The 24239-nt window shown below is 62.8% G+C and carries 15 protein-coding genes; 4 read left to right on the forward strand and 11 right to left on the reverse strand.

Annotated elements, in window-relative coordinates; translation table 11 throughout:
• Positions 1–197: 197 nt before the first annotated feature.
• The gene (locus tag SLW74_RS22225; RefSeq protein WP_410930137.1) at positions 198–1340 is read left to right on the forward strand and encodes a MalY/PatB family protein; all 1143 of its coding nucleotides are present in this window, start codon (positions 198–200) and stop codon (positions 1338–1340) included.
• Positions 1341–1377: 37 nt separating this feature from the next.
• Here the strand turns inward: SLW74_RS22225 and SLW74_RS22230 are convergent, their stop codons facing one another.
• From SLW74_RS22230 to SLW74_RS22240, 3 genes are all read right to left on the reverse strand, one after another.
• Entirely contained in the window at positions 1378–2562 is a 1185-nt protein-coding gene (locus SLW74_RS22230; RefSeq protein ID WP_410930138.1) for a DUF1624 domain-containing protein, read from the reverse strand.
• 193 nt (positions 2563–2755) lie between these two features.
• Positions 2756–4483 (reverse strand): gamma-glutamyltransferase family protein, encoded by a 1728-nt coding sequence (gene ggt / locus SLW74_RS22235; RefSeq protein ID WP_410930139.1) that lies wholly within the window; start codon positions 4481–4483, stop codon positions 2756–2758.
• Between the two features lie 162 nt (positions 4484–4645).
• Positions 4646–5329 (reverse strand): TIGR04211 family SH3 domain-containing protein, encoded by a 684-nt coding sequence (locus SLW74_RS22240; RefSeq protein ID WP_410930140.1) that lies wholly within the window; start codon positions 5327–5329, stop codon positions 4646–4648.
• Here SLW74_RS22240 and SLW74_RS22245 point away from each other — a divergent pair.
• Positions 5328–5519 carry a hypothetical protein gene (locus SLW74_RS22245; RefSeq protein WP_410930141.1) on the forward strand — a complete coding sequence of 64 codons (192 nt, stop codon included), beginning with the start codon at positions 5328–5330 and terminating at the stop codon, positions 5517–5519. The genes SLW74_RS22240 and SLW74_RS22245 overlap by 2 nt on opposite strands.
• 236 nt (positions 5520–5755) lie before the next feature.
• Here the strand turns inward: SLW74_RS22245 and glgB are convergent, their stop codons facing one another.
• The 3 genes from glgB to SLW74_RS22260 are packed head-to-tail and all read right to left on the reverse strand — an operon-like array spanning position 5756 to position 13381.
• Positions 5756–8005, reverse strand: coding sequence for a 1,4-alpha-glucan branching protein GlgB (glgB, locus tag SLW74_RS22250; protein WP_192131743.1), 2250 nt, complete (start codon positions 8003–8005; stop codon positions 5756–5758).
• A 2-nt stretch (positions 8006–8007) separates the two neighbouring features.
• Positions 8008–11328 carry a maltose alpha-D-glucosyltransferase gene (gene treS, locus SLW74_RS22255; RefSeq protein WP_192131744.1) on the reverse strand — a complete coding sequence of 1107 codons (3321 nt, stop codon included), beginning with the start codon at positions 11326–11328 and terminating at the stop codon, positions 8008–8010.
• Between the two features lie 16 nt (positions 11329–11344).
• A complete protein-coding gene (locus tag SLW74_RS22260; RefSeq protein ID WP_410930142.1) occupies positions 11345–13381 on the reverse strand; it encodes an alpha-1,4-glucan--maltose-1-phosphate maltosyltransferase in 2037 nt (678 codons plus the stop codon).
• Between the two features lie 375 nt (positions 13382–13756).
• Between SLW74_RS22260 and SLW74_RS22265 the strand changes: the two genes are divergently transcribed.
• Positions 13757–13933: a hypothetical protein gene (locus tag SLW74_RS22265; protein ID WP_369317850.1), complete on the forward strand. Its 177-nt coding sequence runs from the start codon at positions 13757–13759 to the stop codon at positions 13931–13933.
• A 274-nt stretch (positions 13934–14207) separates the two neighbouring features.
• Here SLW74_RS22265 and SLW74_RS22270 read toward each other — a convergent pair whose 3' ends face one another.
• Positions 14208–14753: an MgtC/SapB family protein gene (locus SLW74_RS22270; protein ID WP_065990617.1), complete on the reverse strand. Its 546-nt coding sequence runs from the start codon at positions 14751–14753 to the stop codon at positions 14208–14210.
• A 228-nt stretch (positions 14754–14981) separates the two neighbouring features.
• Here SLW74_RS22270 and mapR point away from each other — a divergent pair, with 228 nt between their 5' ends.
• Positions 14982–16418: a GntR family transcriptional regulator MpaR gene (mapR, locus tag SLW74_RS22275; protein ID WP_410930143.1), complete on the forward strand. Its 1437-nt coding sequence runs from the start codon at positions 14982–14984 to the stop codon at positions 16416–16418.
• A 166-nt stretch (positions 16419–16584) separates the two neighbouring features.
• On the opposite strand, the gene SLW74_RS22280 is transcribed toward mapR, so the two are convergent.
• The 4 genes from SLW74_RS22280 to SLW74_RS22295 form a co-directional block, all read right to left on the reverse strand.
• Positions 16585–17331, reverse strand: coding sequence for an SDR family oxidoreductase (locus SLW74_RS22280; RefSeq protein ID WP_410930144.1), 747 nt, complete (start codon positions 17329–17331; stop codon positions 16585–16587).
• Between the two features lie 48 nt (positions 17332–17379).
• A complete protein-coding gene (locus SLW74_RS22285; protein WP_410930145.1) occupies positions 17380–19470 on the reverse strand; it encodes a putative bifunctional diguanylate cyclase/phosphodiesterase in 2091 nt (696 codons plus the stop codon).
• A gap of 126 nt (positions 19471–19596) precedes the next feature.
• Complete coding sequence (locus SLW74_RS22290; protein ID WP_296306357.1) at positions 19597–21075, reverse strand: efflux transporter outer membrane subunit; 1479 nt, start codon at positions 21073–21075, stop codon at positions 19597–19599.
• An 8-nt stretch (positions 21076–21083) separates the two neighbouring features.
• Positions 21084–24191, reverse strand: coding sequence for an efflux RND transporter permease subunit (locus SLW74_RS22295; RefSeq protein WP_410930146.1), 3108 nt, complete (start codon positions 24189–24191; stop codon positions 21084–21086).
• Positions 24192–24239: the final 48 nt, after the last annotated feature.

The raw sequence follows: 24239 nt of genomic DNA on the forward strand, positions 1-24239 counted from the left end.
GATCAACTCGTCCATGAGAGAGGGCTGAGGCCGGCGAAGATGAGGCATTTCAAAGTGTGACTCCAGAGGGCGAGACACGAAGGAGACGGTTCCAGCGGCATTTACGGACTAATCCTACAATCCGTAAATCGACAGCAAACCCGCCCGCCAATCTCTGGCACAATCCTCTCTTTTTTTCGAGCAGGACAGGCCAGCACATGGATCTGAATAACGTTTTTCAGCGCTTGAACACCGGCAGCAAAAAGTGGAGCCAGTACCCCGAGGACGTGCTGCCAATGTGGGTGGCGGACATGGATTTTCCGGTGGCCGCGCCCATTGTGCAGGCGCTGAAGAACCGTCTGGAGCATCCGCTGCTGGGCTATTCCGTGCCCCAGCAGGCGCTGCGTGAGACCCTGGTCAAGCATCTCACCGAGCGCTACGGCTGGGAGATCGACGCGCAGGATCTGGTGTTTCTGCCCGGGGTCGAGCCCGGCGTGAACATGGCGCTCCACGCACTGGTCTCGCCGGCCAGCGCGGTGCTGGTGCAGACGCCCAACTACTCGCCGCTTCTGCACGCGCCGGCCAACTGGAAGCTGCCGCGCATCGATCTGCCCTTCCATGCCAACGCCCAGGGCGAATACCCCACCGACATTGCGGCGCTGGAACGCGCCCTGCCTGACCATGGCGCACTGCTGCTGAGCAATCCGCACAACCCGCTGGGCAAAGTCTTTGAGCGTGACGAATTGCTCGCCATCGGCGAAGCCTGCGTGCGACGGGATGCGCTGATCATTTCCGATGAAATCCACGCCGACCTGCTGTTCGACGGCCGCCAGCACACGCCGATCGCTTCCCTGAGCCCGGAGATCGCGGCGCGCAGCGTGACCCTGATGTCAGCGAGCAAAGCGTGGAACATTGCCGGCCTGAAAACCGCCTTCGCCGTCGTGCAGAACGCCGAACTTCGCCAGCGTTTCAATGCCGGGCGGCTGGGGCTGGTGGACAGCGTCAACGCCTTGGGCTTCGAGGCCACCGAAGTGGCCTATCGCGAAGGTGGTCCTTGGCTGGCACAGGTAGTGGCGTATCTGCAGGACAACCGTGATTACCTCGCCGAGGCGATCAACACCCGTTTTCCGGGGATCACGATGCATTTGCCCCAGAGCACGTATCTGGCGTGGCTGGATTGCTCGGGCCTGGGACTAAAAAATCCGCAGCAGTTCTTCCTCGAACACGCCAAAGTCGCGCTCAGCGACGGGCTGGAATTCGGCGACGACTGCGGCCAGTTCGTGCGCCTGAACTTCGGCTGCCCACGGTCGATGCTGAAAGAAGGCCTGGCGCGTATGGAACGCAGCCTGCGCGACATCTGACACCTTCCCGGCTAAAGCCGGTCCTACATGGCCTTGCTCAGAAATACTTCAGCCAGGCGATGTCTCGACGTCGCGCCTTGAGCGCCGCAAACCAGCTCACCGCCGGCAACAGCACAACGGTCAGCACCGCAGCGCAACCCCACAGGCCCAGTACCGAGGTGAAACCGAAGTACTGGCCTTGGGTGGTGCCCCAGATCGCCACCGCGCCGACATACAGCAGCTTGAGCACGTACAAGTGGAGCAGGTAGAAAAACATCGGCGCCGCGCCAAAGGTCACCAGCGGTCGCAGCCATGCCCGCCCCTGTTGACGCTCAAGCCAGGCCAACACCAGCAAGCCAACCCCCAGGGTCAGACTGATAAACAGCAACGACGGCGGGTACTTGGTGACGTTGAGGACGCTCATCAGCGTCTGCGTCGTGGTGTCACCCTCCACCCACGGCTTCTCGCCATAGCCATTGATGCCGCGCAACGCGAGAAACAGCGTCAACGCACCAAAACCCCAGGCAATCAGGTTGATCTCGCGCTTTTCTCCATTCGCGCCTCGCCCAAACCACGGCCCGGCGGCGTAACCCACGGCGATCACGCCGATCCACGGCAGCAGCGGGTACGAGGTGCGCAGGCGCAAACTGTCGCCGACCTCGATCCAGCCGCGGTCATGGAGAATCGCCCACGGGATGTGCAAAGCCGAGCCCGCGGCAAAATGCACGCTGTCCAGCAGGTTGTGCCCGGCGATGATTGCCAGCCCCAGCGCCGCCAATACGCCGCGCGGCAATGCGACCATCGCTGACAGCGCGATCATGCTCAAGCCAATCGCCCAGATGACCTGTAAATAGATCACCGTCGGCGGAAACTGGAACGTCCAGGCGAAATTCACCAGCGTCAGTTCCAGCGCGATCAGCACCAGCCCGCGCTTGAACAGAAAGCCCGCCACCGCGCCCTTGCCCGCATGCCGTTCGCCGTACAGCCAGGCGGAAAGCCCCGTCAGAAACACGAACAGCGGCGCGCAGAAATGCGCGAGGGTGCGGCTGATGAACAGGTCAACGCTGGTGTGAGCGACATCCATCGGATCGCTGACCTGATGGTGCAGAAAGAAGGTCTCGCGCACGTGATCCAGCAGCATGAAGATGATGATCAGCCCACGCAGGGCATCGATCGATTGCAGGCGGCCGGGATGGGTGATGGACGTGGCGGGAGATTGCAGAGGGACAGACAGGGTTTGCATACGCGGTGGACTCTCAAAGCGCGATAACCGACAGGCCCGTGATCGACCTGAAAACCGAGTTATAACATAACACTTCGGAGCGCCCTGTGCGCAACCTGATTCACGCGCAGGGTCTGGCTTGGGAAGCGCTAAACCCTCCCGTCACCGGACAGGAGCACCCTGCCCCGTCCGATGAAGTCAGGTCCTAGGTGACTCAATAGCCCAAGGACAACCCCGTGCTACGACGCGGATCGTTGGCCCCGTAAAACCGGTTATTGCCCACCGGCTTGCCGCCCAGCGAAGGTGCGCCAACGAGGATCGCGGCCAGGTGGTTGGCGTCCTGGGGACCGGCAAACGTGTGACCCCAGCTTTCCAGGATCTTCCGTGTGTCAGGGCTGACGGCGAAGGCTTCCAGGTTGGTGGTTTCCGGCATCCACTGCTGGTGGAAGCGTGGCGCATCGACCGCTTCCTGAATATTCATGCCGTAGTCGATGACGTTGAGCATGGTCAGCAAGGTCGCGGTGATGATGCGGCTACCGCCCGGCGTGCCGACGACCATTACCGTCTTGCCGTCCTTGGTGACGATGGTCGGACTCATCGATGACAACGGCGACTTGCCCGGTGCGATGGCGTTGGCTTCGCCCTGAATCAGGCCGTACATGTTCGGCACGCCGACCTTGGAGGTGAAGTCGTCCATCTCGTCGTTGAGGATCACGCCGGTGCTGCTCGCCATCACGCCAGCGCCGAACCAGTCGTTGAGGGTGTAGGTGACGGATACGGCGTTGCCCCATTTGTCGACGATGGAATAGTGCGTGGTGTTGTTGCCTTCGTGGGGCGCGACGCCGGGTTTGATATTCTGGGAGATCCCGGCTTTCTGCGGTTCGATGGCGGCGCGCAGCTTGGCCGCGTAGTCGCGGTCGAGCAGATGGCTGATCGGGTTTTTGACGAAATCCGGATCGCCCAGGTAGCTGTTGCGGTCGACGTAGGCGTGACGCATGGCCTCGATCTGGTAATGCAGCCCCTGGGCGGAGTGATAGCCCAGTTCCTGCATCGGGTAGCCTTCGAGGATGTTCATGATCTCGCAAATCACTACCCCGCCGGAACTCGGCGGCGGCGCCGAGACCACGTGGTAGCCGCGGTAATCACACTCGATCGGCGCCAGCTCTCGGGTTGCGTATTTGTCGAGATCCGCCTGGGTGATGATGCCCTTCCCTGCCTGGCTCGAATCGACGATCGCCTTGGCCACCCAGCCTTTGTAGAAGCCGTCGCGGCCTTTGGCGGAGATTTCCTTGAGGGTTTTGGCCAGGTCTTTCTGCACCAGGGTGTCACCCACTTGCAGCGGCTGGCCCTTGTTCAGAAAGATCGTGCCCAGGTCCTTCGCATCTGCCTTGAACTCGTCGGTGGCGGTGCCGAGCAGGTCGACATCGCCTTGCTCCAGGACGAAACCGCTTTCAGCGAGTTTGATCGCCGGCGCAATGACTTCGGCGCGTTTTTGGGTGCCGTATTTGCTGAGCGCCATTTCCATCCCGGACACCGTGCCGGGCACGCCGACGGCCAGGTGCCCCTTGGCACTCAGGTCCGGCACGACGTTGCCGTCCTTGTCCAGGTACATGTTGGCGGTGGCCGCCAGGGGCGCTTTTTCGCGGAAGTCGAGGAAGGTCTTGCGCCCGTCTGCCAGCTGAATGGTCATGAAACCACCGCCGCCCAAGTTGCCAGCGGCCGGATAGACCACGGCCAGCGCGTAGCCCACGGCAACGGCCGCATCCACTGCATTGCCACCGGACTTGAGTACGTCGACACCGACATGGGTCGCCAGGTGCTGGGCGGTAACGACCATGCCGTTTTCAGCGGCGGCCGGGGCCACGGAAGCGGCGTGAGCGCAGGACAAGCCAAGGGTGAGCACCGTAGCAACGAGCGACTGGGCGAAGGGTTCGAACTTCATGGGCGGGATTCTCTTTTTCTTGTGATGGGGAAAACGGTGGGCAGAAGGCGCCCCGCACTAAACTAGCGCATGGGGGGAAAGTTGTCAGTGGGGGTTAAAAACCCGGCATGGAGAATGCCGGGCCCGGTCCGTGTTTAGGCGGACGGCAGAACTGGGTTTGCTTCAGAACCAGCGATCGTTGCGCTTGCGGCCCTTGGTCAGGGACGGCAGGATCAGGCCCAGCAGCAAGCCGGCGCCGGCAATGCTGCCGCCGTACACCATATAGCGCATCAGCACCTGATTGTTCTCGTCACCCAGCTTTGCCTGGGTGGTGCGCAAATCCGACTGGGCGCTGGCCAACTGCGCGTTCAGGTCCTTGGTCCGGGCTTCGAGCTCGTCGACCAGCTTCTTGCGCGATTCCAGGGTTTCCTGCATGCCCTGAACTTTGGTCTTCCAGTCATCGTCGATGGTCTTGAGTTGCGCGCTGAGGTCAGCGGCCTTCTGGGTCAATTGCGGCAAGCGCTCGGCCTGACCCGGCACTTCCTGCAGGTCAGCGGTGGGAATCCACACGTTGTCGCCGGCGCTGCCACGCACTTGACTGTAATCGCCCTGGGTGTTGATCAGCTCGACCTTCTGGCCGGATTTCAGCGTGCCGACGATGCGGTAGCCATCGGTGGGGCCGCTGCGCACGTAGGTGCTGAGGGTATCGCTGACCCAGCGATCCTTGCTCGTGGTTTCGGCCAGTGCGAAGGGGCTGGCACAGCTCGCGGTTAAGACGGCAGTCAGCAGGCCGGCGTTGAGCAAACGGCGTCGAACGCCCGACACGGGGGTAAAGCGAAGGGAGGCATCGGAGGCAGAAATAGGCATGGATAATCTTCGACAAATTGAAAAGAAGGCCGATGGGCGGGCCGCATGCAAGGGAATCACGCCTGATCGGACAGCGACGAACAACGCGCTGCAACGGCTGGAAAAGGCATCTGGCGCGGGCGAAATTCAGCCGCACGCCGAAGGCCGTGGCCCGGGCGTACTGCGCGCGCAGTGGTCAACAGACCATTGAAAAGAGGTCAGGTTCACTGGGGAGGGATGACATTCGTCCGGGAAAGGTCTCACAACGCTTGTCGAAGTGACTGATACAACTGGGGGAGCGGGTCCGCTGGCGAATGCTTCATCAGGCGACGATGTCGACTGATGGAAAGCTATTCGCGAGCAAGCTCGCTCCCACAGGTTTTCCGCTGAGAGACTACTCGGCGAGTGCACTGCGGCTACACGCGCACAACGCCAGAGCAGGAGGTGTCAGACCTCGTGGTGCAGCTGCTCCACGGTCGGCTTGAGGATCACCACACCCAACGGCGGCAGGTTCAGGGACAGCGAGAACGCCTGGCCGTGACTCTTGATCTCGTCGGTGCGCACGCCCCCGCCGTTGCCGAAGTTCGAACCGGCATAGATCCCCGCGTCGCTGTTGAACAGCTCGGCCCACTTGCCGCTGAACGGAACACCGACCCGATAGGCCTCACGCGGCACAGGCGTCAGGTTGGCGACCACCAGCAACGGCTCGCCCTCCTTGCTCCAGCGCAGGTAGGCATAGACGCTGTTGCCGGCATCGTCACCGATGACCCACTGGAAACCCTGGGGCTGGCAGTCTTGCTCGTACAGTGCCTTTTCGGTCCGATACAAACGGTTGAGGTCGCTGACCAGCGTGTGCACACCCTTGTGCTCGGCGTACTGCAGGAAATGCCAGTCCAGCTCGGTGTCGTGGTTCCACTCGCGCCACTGGCCGAACTCGCAGCCCATAAACAGCAGCTTCTTGCCCGGGTGGGTCCACATGAACGACAGGTACGCGCGCAGGTTGGCGAATTTCTGCCAGCGGTCGCCGGGCATCTTGTCGATCAGCGAATGCTTGCCGTGGACCACTTCGTCGTGGGAAATCGGCAGCACGAAACGCTCGGACCAGGCGTACACCAGACCGAAACTGAGACGATCATGGTGATGCTGGCGATTGATCGGGTCCTGCTCGACGTACTTGAGCGTGTCGTGCATCCAGCCCATGTTCCACTTGTAGGAGAAACCCAGCCCGCCCTGTTGGGTCGGCTGGGAAACGCCAGGCCACGAGGTGGATTCCTCGGCGATGACCAGCGCCCCTGGTGCTTCGATCGCGACCACGTCATTGAGGTGACGCAGGAAGTCGATGGCCTCCAGGTTCTCGCGGCCGCCGTAACGGTTCGGCACCCACTCCCCGGCGTTGCGGGAATAGTCGCGATACAACATCGACGCCACCGCATCCACGCGCAACGCATCGACGTGGAAGTTCTTCAGCCAGTGCAGCCCGGACGCGATCATGAACCCGTGGACTTCGGTGCGACCGAGGTTGTAGATCAGCGTGTTCCAGTCCTGATGGAAGCCTTCATGGGGGTTGGCGTATTCGTACAGCGCAGTGCCGTCGAATTGGGCCAGACCGTGTGCATCGGTCGGGAAGTGCGCCGGCACCCAGTCAAGAATCACGCCGATGTCGTTGCGGTGGCACGCGTCAACGAATGCGGCGAAATCCTCCGGTTTGCCGTAACGCGCACTTGGGGCGAATTGCGACAACACCTGATAGCCCCACGACCCGCCGAAGGGGTGTTCCATGATCGGCATCAGTTCGATGTGGGTGAAGCCCGTTTCCTTGATGTAAGGAATCAGATGCTCGGCCAGCTCGCGCCAGTTGTAAGGGCGATCGGGCTCATCATCGCCACCGTGGTGCCACTTCCACGACCCTGCGTGCAGCTCGTAGATCGACAGCGGCTGGTGGATGTCATGCTTCTCGCCCCGCGACTGCATCCAGTCGCTGTCCTGCCATTCGAAGGCGAGCGGCGCAGCGACTTTCGACGCCGTGGCCGGCGGCAGCTGGGTCGCCAGGGCCATCGGGTCGGCTTTCAGCGGCAAGACGCCGTGCTGGCCGAGGATCTCGTACTTATAGGCCTCGCCCGGGCCAATGCGCGGGATGAAGATTTCCCACACCCCGGTGGGGTGACGCAGGCGCATCGGATGACGACGGCCGTCCCAGCTGTTGAAATCACCCACCACCGAGACGCGGCGGGCGTTCGGTGCCCACACCGAGAAACGCACACCGTCCACGCCGTCGACGTTCTTCACCTGTGCGCCCAGCGCGCTGCTCAGGTCACGGTGGTTACCCTCGGCGAACAGGTACAAATCCATCTCGCCCAGTTGCTCGCCGAAGCTATACGGGTCTTCGGTGATTTGCTCACCGGTGGCCCAGGAAATTTTCAGCAGATAGGGTTCACGCACCGCAAAGTGCCCGGCAAAGAAGCCCGGCTTGTCGGTCATGCTCAGTTCGCCAAGATCACGTTCGCCATCGCGAGCGAGCACGCGCACCGCCAGCGCATTGGGCAGATAGGCGCGGATCACCTGGCCTTCAGCGCCATCGCTGTGGGGGCCCAGCATCGAAAACGGGTCGCGGTGCTCCGCACGGATCAACGCGTCCATGTCAACGGCGCTTGGCAATGCTGCGTGGTTGCCATTACCGAATTGGTCAGAGGCACTCATTTTCATTCTCCATCAGACAGGTCTAGAAGCCCGCGCAAGCCTTGAAGCGGAACCGACAACCAAGTCGGCCGATTCTCGGCCTCGTAGGCCACTTCATAAGCGGCTTTTTCCAGGGTGAACAGCGCCAGCGCGGCCGCCTCACCTTTGGCATCTTTCCAGTCGTGACCCACCTCGACGGTGGCCTTGCGGTAGCCCTCCAGGAAGGCTTCCCGCGCCTGCAGCAAATACGTCTCGGCCACTTGCTGGCGGGCGGTGTCGGCCTGCACCGAGGTGTCGGCACTCTGCGCGTTGCGCATGGCCATCGCCGCAGCGTAGTCGAAAGAGCGCAGCACGCCGCTGACATCTTTGAACGGGCTGTACTTGGCCCGACGCTCCTGAAGGGGACGCGCCGGCTCGCCTTCGAAGTCGATCAGATAGGCATCGCCCTTCACCACCAGCATCTGCCCGAGGTGCAGGTCGCCATGGACGCGCATCCTCAAGCCGCCGACCGACTGCTTCGCCAGGGTTTTGACCTGAGCCAGCAGCGCTTTGCGCTTGCCCAGCAGTTCGGTGATGAGCTGCTGATCCTGGGCTTCTAGAGAGTCACGGTGCTGTTCGAGCAGCTGCAAGGCACGCTCGATCTGCGCCGAAACGCTCTTCGCCGAGGCCTCGCTGTCCTTGACGCTGGTCACTTCGGTCTTGAAGTCCGGGTTGTCCGTCGGCGCGCCGAGGATCACGTGCATCTCGCCCAGACGCTGACCCAGCAAGCCGGCGAAGTCTTTCAGCTCGATCAGCGCGTTGGCTTGTTGCTCCAGCGCCGATTGACCATGGGCCATGTGATCACGCACCGCGCGTTCGAGGTTGTTCTGGGTCCATTCCCACGCATCGCCCTGATTGCTCAGGTAACCCTGGGCGATCATCAGCAGGTTCTTCTCGCCCTGCCCGTCGACGCGCACGACTGCGCCCAACAGCGGCGAGATGTGCGGGTAACCGGCTTCGGTGAGGTACGCGCCCATTTCCAGCTCGGGGTGAGTACCGGCCGCCACACGGCGAATCATTTTCAGCACCAGCTTTTTGCCGACCACCACTGAGCTGTTGGACTGCTCGGCCGAGAGGTAGCGCACCTCGGCGTCTTCGTTCAGGCCCAGCGGCGCCAGTTGCGAGGTGCTCTGGAATTGCAACTCGCCATCCGGCGTCGCCAGCACGGTGTTTTCCTGCATGCCGCGGATGACGCTGCGAATGAACGGCTCAAGGGTGAAGGCATCGGTGATCAAACCGACCTGACGGCCGCGACGCACGCGAGACAGGGCCAGCTGTTGCGGCAAGGCGCTGCTGATGTCGTCTTCCGGCAACAGGCCGAACGGCAACTGGTAGCGCACCGTTTCGCCGCCGGAAGTGACTTCGATTTCGCTCAGCAACACCGGACGCACCGTGGTGCCGAAGCGCACGGCGTAGGCGATGTGGATGTTGTCGATGGCCGTACCTTTGCCAGCGAACCAGCGGCGTTTCGGCAGATAGACCGACAGTGACTGCTGCTCCATGGTCTGGCGCAGGGGTTCTTCGAGCAGTTCTTCCAGGCGCTGCTTGAGCACCAGGGTCGGGAAGTCCGGCATGCTCTGGGCCGGTTCAACGTGCCAACTGGGCATTTGATTCTCCGCGGCCAGCAAGAACCAGTAGAAGCCATAGGGCGGCAACGTCAGCAGGTAATTGAGCTGGCCAATAGGTGGGAAGGCGCTGCCGCCAAGCATCTCGACCGGAACGGTCCCGGCGTACGGGGCCAGTTCAAGCTCGGCGGCCTGGGAGGCGGCCGAAACGTTGGCGACACACAGGATGATTTCGGTCTTGCCGTCCGGGCCGGTGTACTCGCGGGTGTAGGCCAGGATGCGGCGGTTGCTCGGCGAGAGCATTTTCAGGGTGCCGCGGCCGAAGGCTTTCTGCTGCCGACGCACGGCAAGCATGCGGCGGGTCCAGTTCAGCAACGAGTGCGGGTCATGGTCCTGCGCCTCGACATTGACCGACTGATAGCCGTACAGCGGGTCCATGATCGGCGGCAGCACCAGGCTCGCCGGGTTGGCGCGGGAAAAGCCGCCGTTGCGGTCGATCGACCACTGCATCGGCGTGCGCACACCGTCGCGGTCGCCGAGGTAAATGTTGTCGCCCATGCCGATTTCGTCGCCGTAATACAGGGTCGGCGTGCCGGGCATAGACAGCAGCATGCTGTTGAGCAGTTCAACGCGGCGGCGGTCACGTTCCAGCAACGGCGCCAGGCGACGACGGATGCCCAGGTTGATCCGCGCGCGACGGTCCGAAGCGTAGTAATTCCACAGGTAATCACGCTCGCGGTCGGTGACCATCTCCAGCGTCAGTTCATCGTGATTGCGCAGGAAGATCGCCCACTGGCAGTTTTCCGGAATTTCCGGGGTCTGGCGGAGGATGTCGGTAATCGGAAAACGGTCTTCCTGGGCCACCGCCATGTACATGCGCGGCATCAGCGGAAAGTGAAACGCCATGTGGCATTCGTCGCCGTCCTTGCCCTTGCGATCACCGAAGTACAGCTGGGTGTCTTCCGGCCACTGGTTGGCTTCGGCCAGCAGCATGCGATCGGGGTAATTGGCATCGATTTCAGCGCGAATCTGCTTGAGGACCTGGTGGGTCTCCGGCAGGTTCTCGTTGTTGGTGCCGTCGCGCTCGATCAGGTACGGAATCGCGTCCAGACGCAGGCCGTCGATGCCCATGTCCAGCCAGTAGCGCATAACCTCGATGACCGCCTTCATCACCTGCGGATTGTCGAAGTTCAAGTCCGGCTGGTGGGAATAGAAACGGTGCCAGAAGTACTGCTCGGCGACCGGGTCCCAGGTCCAGTTGGACTTCTCGGTGTCGAGAAAGATAATCCGGGTGCCGTCGTATTTCTGCGGGTCATCGGACCACACGTAGAAGTCCCGCGCCTTGGAGCCTTTCTTGGCATGCCGCGCGCGCTGGAACCAGGCGTGCTGGTCCGAGGTGTGGTTGATGACCAGCTCGGTGATCACCCGCAGGCCGCGGTTGTGCGCCTCGGCGATGAATTTCTTGGCATCGGCCATGGTGCCGTAGTCGCTGTGCACACCCCGGTATTCGGAGATGTCATAGCCATCGTCGCGGCGGGGCGACGGGTAGAACGGCAGCAGCCAGATGGTGTTGACGCCCAGCTCGGCAATGTAATCGAGCTTGGCGATCAGCCCCGGGAAGTCACCGATGCCATCGTCGTTGGAATCGAAAAACGACTTAACGTGGACCTGGTAAATCACCGCATCCTTGTACCAGAGCGGGTCTTCGATAAAGGCAGCGTTGCGGGGTTTCTTTGCCATGACCACATCCTTTGAATTATTGGTTTGTGGCTTTGATGCGCCAGATGCCGAACGGCTGGTAAGACGGGTCCAGACGCATGAACTGGGTCTTGCCGTACCAGGTCCAGGAATGCCCGGTCATCAAGTCTTCCCCCAACGTCGCGGCGTCATCCGACAGGCCCATTTCCCACAGCGGCAGTTCGAAATGCGCTTCCTGCGCGTTGCGCGGGTCAAGGTTCACGGCCACCAGAATGAAGTTGCTGCCATCCGCCGTGCGCTTGCCGAAGTACAGGATGTTGTCGTTGTACGCGGTGTAGATCTTCAGGCCCAAGTGCGTCTGCAGCGCCGGGTTCTGGCGACGGATGCGGTTGAGCTGGGCGATCTCGGCAATGATGTTGCCAGGCGCGGTGAAGTCCCTGGGACGGATCTCGTACTTCTCGGAATCCAGGTATTCCTCTTTGCCCGGTACCGGCGCCGATTCACACAGCTCGAAGCCCGAGTACATGCCCCACAGGCCCGAACCCATGGTCGCCAGCGCCGCGCGGATCAGGAAGCCGGGGCGCCCTGAATCGTGCAGGAACGGCGGGTTGATGTCCGGCGTGTTGACGAAGAAGTTCGGCCGGTAGCATTCACGCCACGGCGACTCGTTGAGCTGGGTGAAATACTCGCTCAGCTCGGCCTTGTTATTGCGCCAGGTGAAATAGGTGTAGCTCTGGGAATAACCGACCTTGCCCAGGCGCGCCATCATCGCCGGCTTGGTGAAAGCTTCGGCGAGGAACATGACTTCCGGGTGCTGGCTGCGCACGTCGGCAATCATCCACTGCCAGAACGGCAGCGGTTTGGTGTGCGGGTTGTCGACGCGGAAGATCTTCACGCCCTCTTTCACCCAGCCGAGGATCACGTCACGCAACTCGGTCCACAGGCCTGGAATGGCGTCCGGCGCATAGAAATCGACGTTGACGATGTCCTGGTATTTCTTCGGCGGGTTTTCCGCATAGCGGATGGTGCCGTCCGGACGCCACGAGAACCAGCCCGGGTGCTCCTTGAGCCACAGGTGATCCTGGGAGCACTGGATGGCGAAATCGAGGGCGATTTCCAGGCCATGCTCGGCTGCGGCGGCGACCAGCTCGCGGAAGTCTTCACGGGTGCCCAGTTGCGGGTGAATGGCGTCATGGCCGCCTTCAGCGCTGCCGATGGCGTAAGGGCTGCCCACATCATCCGGGCCTGCGGTGAGGGAGTTGTTCGGGCCTTTGCGGTGCGCACGGCCAATCGGGTGGATCGGCGGGAAGTACAGCACGTCGAAGCCCATGTCGCGGATCATCGGCAGGCGCGTGTGAACGTCCTTGAAGGTGCCGTGGCGCTTTTTGTCATCGGTGATCGAACGCGGAAACAGCTCGTACCAGCTGGCGAACTGGGCCAGCTCACGCTCGACGTCCAGCGGGAATTCCAGGCTCCGACTGAGGAACGCGTGGTTGTCCGCCTTGGCCATGACGGCGGCAGTTTCGCTGTTCAGCAGCAGTGCGACTTTGGCCTCGTTTTCGGTGGCCTCGCCCAGGCGCTTGATCAGGCTGTCGAGCTGACCGCGCAATTCCAGGGTACTGCGCTCGGCGGCGTGCACCAGGTGCAGGCGCCCTTCTTCCAGCTCCAGGTCGATCGTCACGCCCGCGGCGTACTTCTTTTCAAGCTCGTAGCGGTAGCTGCCGAACTGATCGATCCAGGCTTCGAGGCGGTAGATATAGCGGGTGAAGGTCGGCGGGGTGAATTCGCCAATCCAGCTGTCGTTGCCCAGCTCGCGCATGGGCACGGACTGCCATTCTTCATCGTCAGCGGCCCGGTAGACGATACGTACGGCCATCTTGTCGTGGCCGTCCGCATAGATTTTGCTGGTGACCGTGACCGGCTGACCGACAACGGCCTTGGCAGCGAGCTGACCGTTATCGATCACCGGTTGGGTGTCCTCGATCACGATCCGCGGCAGCTGCAAGGCTTGGGTCAGGGGGATAGGGTGGATAGAGTGGAGAACATCGTTGGCCAGGGAATCCGGGCCGTACGGCTGATCAGCAGTATCATTCATCGAGCATCACTCCTCACGCCCAGGGACGCCCGCTGTGGGGCGCCCATTGCTTCAGCGTCTTTGTCCATAACATAAGAGAGAGCCACGGGATCAACGCATCCTGACGTGGCAGCATAGGTTCCGAACGCCAGCCTCGGGCAAAAGTTCAAAGAGCTTGCGTGACGGTTGATCAACTCAGCGCACGGCACGCGGACTGGTTTTGCTCAGCACCGGGAAGGCAGCAGCGCAACGGTTGCAGTGAATCATTGGCAACGGGGAGCGGTCGTAACCTGGGAGTGCTGCGGCGTTGATGAACAGCCGCTCGACACGCTTGCCTCGATAACCTCACGCATGCCTCGATAACCCATGCCTCGATAACCAAAGGAAGGTAACACCATGAGCATTCCCGTTCCCGCAGAAACGCCCGATCCGAACATCGATGACCCCGAGCTGCCGGTGCCCAAGCCGGACGAGCCGCCTTCCCCGCTTATGCCCCCGGTGATCGAACCGCCGGCCGGTGACCCGCCGAGCAGCGAGCCGCCGGCGATTCTGGATGAGAAGTTTCCTGAATGATTGAAGGCCCTCCCCGGGGAAGCCGGTCCCTGCTGACGCAACACGTTTTGTGGGACCGGCTTTAGCCGGGAAGCTTTTAGCGGGCCAGCTGCGATTTCGAGGGTGCGCCGACTGGCCTCTTCCCGGCTGAAGCCGGTCCTACCTGCGCATGTTTTCCGTAGAACCGACTGCGCATGTTTTCCGTAGCACCGACTGCGCGTGTTTTCCGTAGGACCGGATTCAGCCGGGAACGCGTCAGCAGCCCCACCACCGATGTTGCCGAATGACCCCAGGCTCACGGCTCCTGCGCTTCGCCACCTGTGCTGCGAGCCGGGTCCCTGGCGCGCTCTTCCGGCGATTCAAAGCGCCTCACAATTCGCGGCATCAGACTGAAAATGCCCAACGCAAGCACCGTACTCAGCACCGCCGTCATCTCCCTGCCCATTCCCGCCGCGATACCGATCGCCGCCGTCATCCACAGACCGGCTGCCGTAGTCAGGCCCTTCACTTGCGTCGCGTTGAGCGCATCGCCCTTGAGGATGGTCCCGGCGCCGAGAAAGCCGATCCCCGCTACAATGCCCTGCACCACCCGGCTGAGTGCAGCGTCGTCGGCACCGGCCATACGCGGCACCAGCACAAACAGCGCAGCGCCCATGCACACCAGCATGTGAGTTCGAACCCCGGCCGCCTTGCCTTTGTGTTCCCGCTCGAAACCCAGAATCCCGCCCAGCAGCGCCGCAATCACCAGGCGTATGGTCACGCGGGTGATCTGCCCGGCATCGGTGATGTCAGAAAACTCGGCCTGCAGTGTTTCCACCACTTCTTCCCACCAGGCATTCATCAGTGCATTCCCCTCATTCAGCGTCAGTGCCGTATGGACCGCAGCAGGGGCCGAGAGTGCGGGAGGTGCCCGACGACCCTCACCCCTGATCCGGTTCTCGGGGGCATATCTGCATCTGTACTAATTCGCAGACGACGCGCATATTCCGCCTGCACCGGGTCACCCGCCCTTCCCGCCAGCCACCCACTGGCGGCTGCGCCCCAGACGCCCCTCAGCACGAGCCCCGCCATGAAGCGTTATGAAAAGTTTGCCGATGACATTGCCGAGCTGATCCGCACCGGGGTGCTTGCTGCGGGGCAGCGTGTGCCGTCGGTGCGCTACGCCAGCCAAACCCACGGCATCAGTCCGTCGACGGTGTTCCAGGCCTACTACTTGCTGGAACGTCGAGGCCTGATCCGGGCGCGGCCGCGCTCCGGCTACTTCGTCAACGACAGCATTCGCCTGCAAGGCCTGAGTGACAACGCCATCGAGCAGGATGCGCGCCCCGCGCCACAGCTGAGCGAATCCACCGAAGTCGACGTCAGCGAACTGGTGTTCTCGGTGCTGGAATCGATCAAGGACCCGAACACCGTGCCATTCGGCTCCGCCTTCCCCAGCGCCGCGCTGTTCCCGTTGCAGCGCATGGCCCGCTCCTTCGCCAGTGCCACCCGCGACATGGACCCGCGCATGGTCGTCAGCGACCTCTCGCCCGGCAATCCAGCCCTGCGCCGGCAGATCGCCCTGCGTTACATGGTCGCCGGACAGATGCTGCCCATGGACGAGCTGCTGATCACCAACGGCGCCCTTGAAGCCCTGAACCTGTGCCTGCAAGCGGTGACCGAGCCCGGTGATCTGGTGGCCATCGAGGCACCGGCGTTCTACGCCTGCCTGCAGGTGCTCGAACGGCTGAAGCTCAAGGCGGTGGAAATCCCGGTGCACCCGCAACAGGGCATTGACCTGGCGGTGCTTGAGCAGGCGCTCGAGCGTTACCCGATCAAGGCCTGCTGGAGCATGACCAGCTTCCAGAACCCCACCGGCGCGACGGTGCCAGAGGCGCGCAAACGGGAGCTGGTGCAGCTGCTGCGCAAGCATGAGGTGCCGCTGATCGAGGATGACGTGTACGCCGAGCTGTATTACGGCCAGTACGCGCCGAAACCGGCGAAGGCGTTCGACACCGAAGGCCTGGTCCTGCATTGCGGCTCGTTCGCCAAGAGCCTGGCGCCCGGGTATCGGGTGGGCTGGGTCGCTGCCGGGCGTTATGCGCAGAAGGTCGAGCGGCTGAAGATCATGACCTCGCTGTGCGCCTCGATGCCGGCCCAAGCCGCCATCGCCGATTACCTGCAACACGGTGGCTACGACCGGCACCTGCGCAAGTTGCGCCACAGCCTGGAAGATCAGCAGCGTGCCATGCTCGGCGCCATCGCCCGGTATTTCCCCGCGCAGACCCGCGTCAGCCAGCCCACCGGCGGGTATTTCCTGTGGGTGGAGCTGCCGGAACAGATCGATTCGCTGAAAGTGTTCCAGGCCGCCCTCGCTCAGGGCATCAGCATCGCCCCCGGCCCGATGTTTTCGCCAACGCGGCGCTTCCAGCCCTTCATCCGCCTGAACTACGGCAGCCCGTGGGGTGAATCGCCCGAGCGGGCGATGGAGACACTGGGGAAGATCATTCGCTCGATGAGGGGTTAAAAAGTGCCGGGCGAAGGGGCAGCGCTGCAAATCTTAAGTGCCACGACTGGCCCCTTCCCGGCTAAAGCCGGTCCTACAAGGGACCCCGTGCAGTCAGCGGAATTGACTGTGAACGCGGATGTAGGACCGGCTTCAGCCGGGAAGACGGCGGCACATTCAGCGGTGACTACCGACCGCCGCCCAGATCAATGAACGACCCCGTTGAATAGGACGCCTTGTCCGACAGCAGCCACAGAATCGCTTCCGCCACTTCATCGGCCAGTCCGCCACGGCCCATGGGGATGGTCGGTTCCAGCTTGCTGACGCGGTGAGGGTCGCCGCTCAGGGCGTGGAATTCGGTGAAGATGTAACCGGGGCGCACGGCGTTGACCCGCACCCCCTCGCCCGCCACTTCCTTGGCCAGCCCGACGGTGAAGGTGTCCAGGGCGCCCTTGGACGCCGCGTAGTCGACGTATTCACCGGGTGATCCAAGCCGTGCCGCCACGGACGACACATTGACGATGCTGCCGCCGCGCCCGCCGTGACGGGGCAACATGCGCAGCAAAGCGTGCTTGCTGCAGAGCATGGGCCCGACCACGTTGCTCATCATGATCTTCAGCAGACGAAACTCGGACATCGTGTCCAGCCGCGAAGCCTCGCCCACCGTGCCGGCGTTGTTGACCAGCGCAGTGATTCGGCCCATGTCGGCATCGATCCGGGCAAAAAGACGAATGATCTCATCCTCGTTGCTGACGTCCGCCTGTACCGCAATGGCATGCCCGCCCGCCTCGCGAATCTGCCCGCACAACCGCTCGGCCGAAGCATGATCGGACAGATAGTTGATGCACACGCGATATCCCTGCGCTGCGGCCAGCACCGCCGTGGCGGCCCCGATACCCCGGGAGCCGCCGGTGATGAGGAGATTTTTATCCATAAACGTTCCCAGTCGATCAATGCGTGGAGGTGGGGTGGGTGTTAACACTCAATCGGTGATTTCGCGGACACGACGCCGGGCAGCTTCAATGTCAGCCATGAAACCCTCGGCCGGCAATGGAGAACCCAGCAGGTTGCCCTGCAACGCGTCGCAGCCCAGCCGCGTCAGGAAACTCTGTTGGCTGGCGGTCTCGACCCCTTCGGCAACGATGCGCAGGTTCAGCGCCTGACCCAGCGCAACGATCGCCGACACGATGGCCGCAACGTCGCTGTCGGGCTCCAGGTCGCGCACGAAACCGCGGTCGATTTTCAATTCGTTGGCCGGCAGGCGTTTGAGGTACATCAGGCTGGAGAAGCCGGTGCCGAAGTCGTCGATGGACAGGTCCACGTCCATGTCCGAGAGCTTGCGCAGCACGGTCATGCTCGCGTCGGCATCGCTCATGGCGGTGGTTTCGGTGATTTCCAGGGTCAGGCAGTTGGCCGGCAGCCCGTGGGTCGTCAATGCATCCGCGACGGCTTCGATCAGCCCGACATGGCTGAATTGCAATGCCGACAGGTTCACGGCAACGCGCCAGTCAGTGTTGCCGGCGTCGTACCAGCACTTCATCTGCCGGCACGCCTCGCTCATTACCCATTCGCCGACCGGAATGATCAAGCCGGTTTTTTCCGCCAGACCGATGAAGGTATCCGGCATCAGCAGCCCGAGCTGCGGATGGTTCCAGCGCAACAGTGCTTCGGCACCGACCGGCCGGTGGGAGCTTGTGCTGAACTTGGGCTGGTAATGCAGGCAGAATTGCCCGTCACGCAGCGCAAGGCGCAGGTCCTGCTGCAACTGCAGCTTGTTGCGCGCATTGGTGTTCATCGACGCGTCGAAGAAGCTGTAGCCGTTCTTGCCGGCGTTCTTGGCGTGGTACATCGCGGCGTCGGCGTTCATCAGCAATTCCTGCTGGGTTCGGCCGTTCCCCGGGTACAGGCTGATGCCGATGCTCACTGTCACCTGCAGATCGTGTTCCTGCACGCTGAACGGCTGGTTCACCAGCGAGACCTGACGCGACGCCACGCTGACCGCCTCTTCGCCATCGTCGAGTTCGACCAGCAACACGAATTCATCGCCGCCGATGCGCGCCAGGGTGTCATGGCGATGGAAGTTCTCGCGCAATCGGAAGGCCACGGCCCGCAAGAGCTGGTCGCCGACGTGATGGCCGAACGCATCGTTCACCGGTTTGAAGCCATCCAGATCCAGAAACATCAGGGCGAACATGCCGCCCTGGGCATCGACCTTGCGCATGGCCTGATCGATACGATCGGCCAGCAACATGCGGTTGGGGAGCCCGGTCAGGTTGTCGTGCAGGGCCAGTTGCGTGAGCTCGCGGTTGGCCTCTTTCAACGACAGTGACAGTTGGGCGGTACGCGCCGCCATGCGCGCGTCCAGCACCGACGTCAGCAAGGTGATGCCCAGCACCGCCAGACTGGTGACCAGGACCACCTTGTCCAGACCGTCGGTGCGCAGGCCATTGGAAAGCGCGCCGCAGAAACTGCCCTGTGGAAAGTTGGCGGCGGTCATGGCGGTGTAGTGCATGCCCAGGATCGCAAACCCCATGACCACCGCCGCGCCCCCGCGTGCCAGGCGAACGTAAGGGGTTTCCTTGCGCAGCCGCACGGCGATGCTCAGCGCGACGGCGGACGCGGTGACGGCAATGACCAACGACAACCCGAACAAGGTGGGGTCGTAGTCTATGCCCGGCTGCATGCGCATCGCCGCCATGCCGGTGTAATGCATGGCGCAGCTGCCCAGGCCCATGACCAGTGCGCCGAACAGCATATTCGACAACGGGACGCGGTCGTGACTGACCAGCCACAAGGCAAAACCCGAGGAGAAAATGGTCATCAGCAACGAGAGCAGTGTCAGCGGTATGTCGTACGCCAGCTCGATGGGCAGCGTGAACGCAAGCATGCCGATGAAGTGCATCGACCAGATGCCGATGCCCATGGAGAGCGCGCCGCCGCACACCCACAGCATCCTCGCCCGACCGCGGGCCGACGCAATGCGCCCGGCCAGATCAAGGGTCGTGTAAGACGCGAGAATCGCTACGAGGACTGAAATCAGAACCAGCGAATTGGTGTAATGGCCGATCAACATGGCTGGCTCTTGGCTCAACGGAGTGCGGCCTTTCAGCCCTGATCAATTCGGCCGCGATTGTACCGAAATTCCTGTGAAAGTCCCGTCACTCCGTTGCGAAGGTGGCACATCGCTATTTAATTCACATCAGCGGTCGGAGACTTCGGCGCCCGCTTTCAGCCCGGTGGCAGCGTCCCAACCGCCGCCCAATGCCGCGATCAATTGGGCGCTGGCAACCAACCGGCTTTCCAGCACATTCAGCACACTGCGTTCGTTGCTCAGCGCGGTGGTCTGCACGTTGACCACGTCCAGGTAGCCGATCAGCCCGGCCTTGTACTGGTTGTTGGTCAGGCGCAGGGAGTCGCGCGCCGATTGCAGCGCCTCGTCGCGCACCCCGGATTCCTGCTCATAAACGCGCAACTGGGCCATGTAGTCTTCGACTTCCTTGAAGCCGTCGAGCACGGTCTGGCGGTACTGGGCGACGGTCTGGTCGTAGACCGCTTCGGTGCGGTCCACTTCGGCCGCACGCTGGCCACCGTCGAAGAGGGTCATCGCCAATTGCGGGCCGACCGACCAGAAGCGGTTGGGCAGGGAAATCCAGTTGCTGACGGTGCTGCTGCTGTAGCCGCCGCTCATGCTCAGGGTCAGGTCCGGGTAATACGCGGCCTTGGCCACGCCGATATTGGCGTTGGCGGTCATCACCGATCGCTCGGCTGCGGCGATGTCCGGGCGGCGTTCGAGCAATTGCGACGGCAGCTGCGCCGGAATCTGCGGCACCGCCGGAATCGAGGTGGTCGCCGCTAGGCTGAAGTCCGCCGGCGCCTGCCCCATCAGCACGGCAATCGCGTTTTCGAACTGGGCGCGCTGCCATTGAAGGTCGATCAGGTCGGCCTGGGTGCTCTTGAGTTGCGTCTGCGCCTGGGCCGTGGCATCGCGGCCGGAAATCCCGGCGCGGTATTGGTTCTGGGTCATGGTGAGCGAGCGCTGATAGGCGTCGACGGTCGCTTCGAGCAAACGCTTCTGCTCATCGATCACCCGCAGTTGCAGGTAGTTCTGCACCAGCTGCGATTGCAGGCTCAGGCGCATCGACGCCAGATCGGCGAGGCTGGCCTGGGCGCTGGCCTTGTCGGCTTCCAGCCCGCGGCGCAACTTGCCCCACACGTCGGCCTCCCAGCTCACGCCCAGTTGCGCGTTGTAGGTGTCGCGAATGCCGCTGCTGGAACTGCTCAGGCTGGAACTGCTACTGCCGGTGCCCTGGCTCGAGCGGTTCTTGCTGGTGGTCAGGTCCAGCGTCGGGAAAAACGCACCCCGCGCACTGCGCACCAGGGCGGCGGCCTGCCGGTACTGCGCCTCGTACTGCGCCACGGTCTGGTTGGACGTATTGAGTGTTTCCACCAGCGCGTTGAGCTGGGCGTCGCCGTAGATTTCCCACCACGCGCCGCGCGCCATCGCATCGCTCGGGTTGGCCTGGGTCCAGCCTTCGGCCTGCTTGAAGTGCGCCGGGGTCGGCATGTCCGGTGTCTTGTAATCCGGGCCGACGGCGCAGGCACTGAGCAGCAGCGCGCACAAGGCAACGCCGAAGGTCCTGTGAAACGGCAACGTCCGCTGTGGGCCAGGCGCTTTCATCGAGTCGTTCATAGCGGAGTGTCCAGGGCAGCATCCGTCTGCACACCGCGCCATTGGTTGAAACGATGGCGCAGACGGTCGAGATAAAGGTAAACCACGGGCGTGGTGTACAGCGTGAGGATCTGGCTGAGGATCAGGCCGCCGATGATGGTCAGGCCCAGTGGCCGACGCATTTCCGCCCCTTCGGCGCTGCTCAGCAGCAACGGCACGGCGCCGAGAATCGCCGCCAGCGTGGTCATCAGGATCGGTCGCAGGCGCTGCAGGCAGGCGTTGCGAATGGATTCCACCGGGGTCATGCCGCCCTGGCGCTCAAGCTGCAGGGCGAGGTCGATCATCAGAATCGCGTTCTTTTTCACCACGCCGATCAGCAGGAACAGCCCCAACAGCGAGATCAGGCTGAATTGCCCGCCGGTGAGGTAGATGCTCAACAGCGCGCCGACCCCCGCCGAGGGCAGCGTCGACAAAATGGTCAGTGGGTGGATGTAGCTTTCGTAGAGAATGCCCAGCACCAGGTACACCGCCACCAGCGCGCCAAGGATCATCCACGGCTGGCTCTTCTGGGTGGCGGCGAAAGCGTCGGAGGTCCCGGCCATCTTGGCGATCACGTCCTCGGGCAGGCCCACCGCCGCGACGGCGCGTTCAATGGCGGCGTTGGCCTGGTCGAGGGTGATGCCGTCGGACAGGTCAAAGGAGATGTTTTCCGAGGCGAACTGACCGTCGTGGCTGACCCGGTCGTCTTCCAGGCTGCGCTCGTAACGGGCAATGGTCGACAGCGGCACCCGCGCGCCGTCGGCAGTGATCACCTGGACCTGCTCCAGGGTGGTCGGGTCGAGGGCGTATTTCGGGTTGACCTCCATGACCACCTGATACTGGTTCAGGGGGTCATAGATGGTCGACACCTGACGCTGGCTGTAGGCGTTGTTCAACACGGTGGTGACCATGTTCATGTCGATGCCCAGGCGCTTGGCCGCATCGCGGTCGACGATCAGCGTCACCTGCTGGGTGCCGCCGCCATCGTTAGCGTCGATGGCAGTCAGCTCCTTGAGCGACTTCAGTGCCGCGACGACCTTCGGATACCACAGGCGCAGGGTTTCCAGGTCGCCACTTTGCAGGATGTACTGGTATTGCGAGGTGGTCTGCTCGCGGCCGCCGCCCAGTTGAAGGTCCTGATCCGGCTGGAGGAACAGGCGCCCGCCCGGCACCAGCGGCATTTCCTTGCGCAGCCGCTCGACCACTTCCATGGCGCCGATGTTGCGTTCCTTGATCGGCTTCAGGCGCACGATGATGAACGCGTTGCCGGTGCCGCCGTTGCCGCCAATGAAGCCCGCGACGCTCTCCACGGCCGGGTCCTTGAGGATCGCCGAGCGAAACGTGTCCATCTTCGGCTGCATCACTGAGAACGACAGGCCGTCATCCCCCCGTACAAACCCCATCAATTGGCCGGTGTCCTGCTGCGGCAGGAAGGTCTTGGGCACCACGACGTACAGGGCGATGTTGCCGACGATGGTCAGCAGCAGCGTCAGCAGGGTCAGGCGCCGATGGCGGAGCACCCAGCGCAGGCTGCGGTCATAACCGGCAACCATGCGGTCGTTGACCCGCTGACTCCAGCGCTGCAGGCGGTTTTCCGAGCCCGGCACATGGGGCTTGAGCCAGCGCGCGCACAGCATCGGCGTCAGGGTCAGCGAAACCACCAGGGAAACGACGATGGACACCGACAAGGTGATGGAAAACTCGCGGAACAGACTCTCCACCAGCCCGCCCATGAACAGGATCGAGATGAACACCGCCACCAGCGACACGTTCATCGACAGCAGCGTAAAGCCGACTTCCTTGGCGCCGAGATAAGCCGCCTCCATGGGCGGCACGCCGTCGTCGATGTGCCGGGAAATGTTCTCCAGCACCACAATGGCATCGTCGACCACCAGACCGGTGGCGAGAATCAGCGCCATCAGCGACAGGTTGTTCAGCGAGAACCCGTACAGGTACATGATCGCGAAGGTGCCCACCAGCGACACCGGCACGGCCAGGGTCGGGATCAGCGAGGCACGGAAATTCCCGAGAAACAGGAACACCACCAGAATCACCAGCACCACGGCGATCAGCAGGGTCATTTCGGCTTCGTGCAGGGTGGCCTTGATCACCGGCGAGCGGTCCATGGCCAGGTCGAGCTTGACGCTGGCGGGCAGCACGGCCTGCAACGCTGGCAACTGCGCTTTGATCGCCGCTACGGTTTCGATGATGTTGGCGCCGGCCTGGCGGTTGATCACCAGCAGCACGGCGGCCTTGTCATTGAAGAAGCCGCTGTTGTAGCGGTCTTCCACCGAATCCTTGACCTTGGCCACATCTTTGAGCCGCAACGCCGCGCCGTTGGCGTAATGGATGATCAGCGATTCGTAATCCTTGGCCTTCTCCAGCTGGTCGTTGGCCTGCACCTGCCAGTTGTGCTCGCTGTTCTCCACCGAGCCTTTCGGGCGGCGCACATTGGAATTGGAAATGGTCGTGCGCACTTCGTCCAGCGACACGCCGTACTGGGACAGCAGCTTGGGCTCCAGCTCCACGCGCACGGCGGGCAGCGAGCTGCCGCCGATCTGCACTTCGCCGACGCCGTTCACCTGGGACAGGCTCTGGGAAAGGATCGTCGACGCCATGTCGTACAGCTCGCCCTTCTCCAGCACGTCGGAGGTCAGCGACAGCACCATGATCGGCGCCTGGGACGGGTTGACCTTCTTGTAGGTCGGCATGCTGCGCATCCCGCTGGGCAGCAGGCTGCGCGACGCATTGATGGCCGCCTGCACTTCCCGGGCAGCACCGTTGATGTCGCGGTCCATGTCGAACTGCAGAATGATCCGCGTCGAGCCCTGACTCGATCGGCTGCTCATGGTATTGACCCCGGCGATCACCCCGAGGGAGCGCTCCAGCGGCGTCGCCACGCTCGACGCCATGATTTCCGGGCTGGCGCCGGGCAACGAAGCGCTGACCACGATCACCGGAAAATCCATGTTCGGCAGCGGCGACACCGGCAGCAGACCGAAGCTCATCCCGCCCAGCAGCATGATTGCCAGGCTCAAGAGCATGGTCGCTACGGGGCGTTTGATGAAGGGCCCGGACAGATTCATGGGCGGGAGCTCCAAGCGGCGAGCTTCAAGCTGCAAGTGAATCTGCGG

This window comes from Pseudomonas sp. W5-36 (assembly GCF_046540455.1).
In the GTDB taxonomy this organism is placed as follows: domain Bacteria; phylum Pseudomonadota; class Gammaproteobacteria; order Pseudomonadales; family Pseudomonadaceae; genus Aquipseudomonas; species Aquipseudomonas graminis_B.

Bases quoted from the DNA above. Each gene is read 5' to 3' on its own strand.
- SLW74_RS22225 (WP_410930137.1), top strand. From the start codon at position 198: ATGGATCTGAATAACGTTTTTCAGCGCTTGAACACCGGCAGCAAAAAG.
- SLW74_RS22230 (WP_410930138.1), bottom strand. From the start codon at position 2,562: ATGCAAACCCTGTCTGTCCCTCTGCAATCTCCCGCCACGTCCATCACC.
- ggt (WP_410930139.1), bottom strand. From the start codon at position 4,483: ATGAAGTTCGAACCCTTCGCCCAGTCGCTCGTTGCTACGGTGCTCACC.
- SLW74_RS22245 (WP_410930141.1), top strand. From the start codon at position 5,328: ATGGATAATCTTCGACAAATTGAAAAGAAGGCCGATGGGCGGGCCGCA.
- SLW74_RS22240 (WP_410930140.1), bottom strand. From the start codon at position 5,329: ATGCCTATTTCTGCCTCCGATGCCTCCCTTCGCTTTACCCCCGTGTCG.
- glgB (WP_192131743.1), bottom strand. From the start codon at position 8,005: ATGAGTGCCTCTGACCAATTCGGTAATGGCAACCACGCAGCATTGCCA.
- treS (WP_192131744.1), bottom strand. From the start codon at position 11,328: ATGGCAAAGAAACCCCGCAACGCTGCCTTTATCGAAGACCCGCTCTGG.
- SLW74_RS22260 (WP_410930142.1), bottom strand. From the start codon at position 13,381: ATGAATGATACTGCTGATCAGCCGTACGGCCCGGATTCCCTGGCCAAC.
- SLW74_RS22265 (WP_369317850.1), top strand. From the start codon at position 13,757: ATGAGCATTCCCGTTCCCGCAGAAACGCCCGATCCGAACATCGATGAC.
- SLW74_RS22270 (WP_065990617.1), bottom strand. From the start codon at position 14,753: ATGAATGCCTGGTGGGAAGAAGTGGTGGAAACACTGCAGGCCGAGTTT.
- mapR (WP_410930143.1), top strand. From the start codon at position 14,982: ATGAAGCGTTATGAAAAGTTTGCCGATGACATTGCCGAGCTGATCCGC.
- SLW74_RS22280 (WP_410930144.1), bottom strand. From the start codon at position 17,331: ATGGATAAAAATCTCCTCATCACCGGCGGCTCCCGGGGTATCGGGGCC.
- SLW74_RS22285 (WP_410930145.1), bottom strand. From the start codon at position 19,470: ATGTTGATCGGCCATTACACCAATTCGCTGGTTCTGATTTCAGTCCTC.
- SLW74_RS22290 (WP_296306357.1), bottom strand. From the start codon at position 21,075: ATGAAAGCGCCTGGCCCACAGCGGACGTTGCCGTTTCACAGGACCTTC.
- SLW74_RS22295 (WP_410930146.1), bottom strand. From the start codon at position 24,191: ATGAATCTGTCCGGGCCCTTCATCAAACGCCCCGTAGCGACCATGCTC.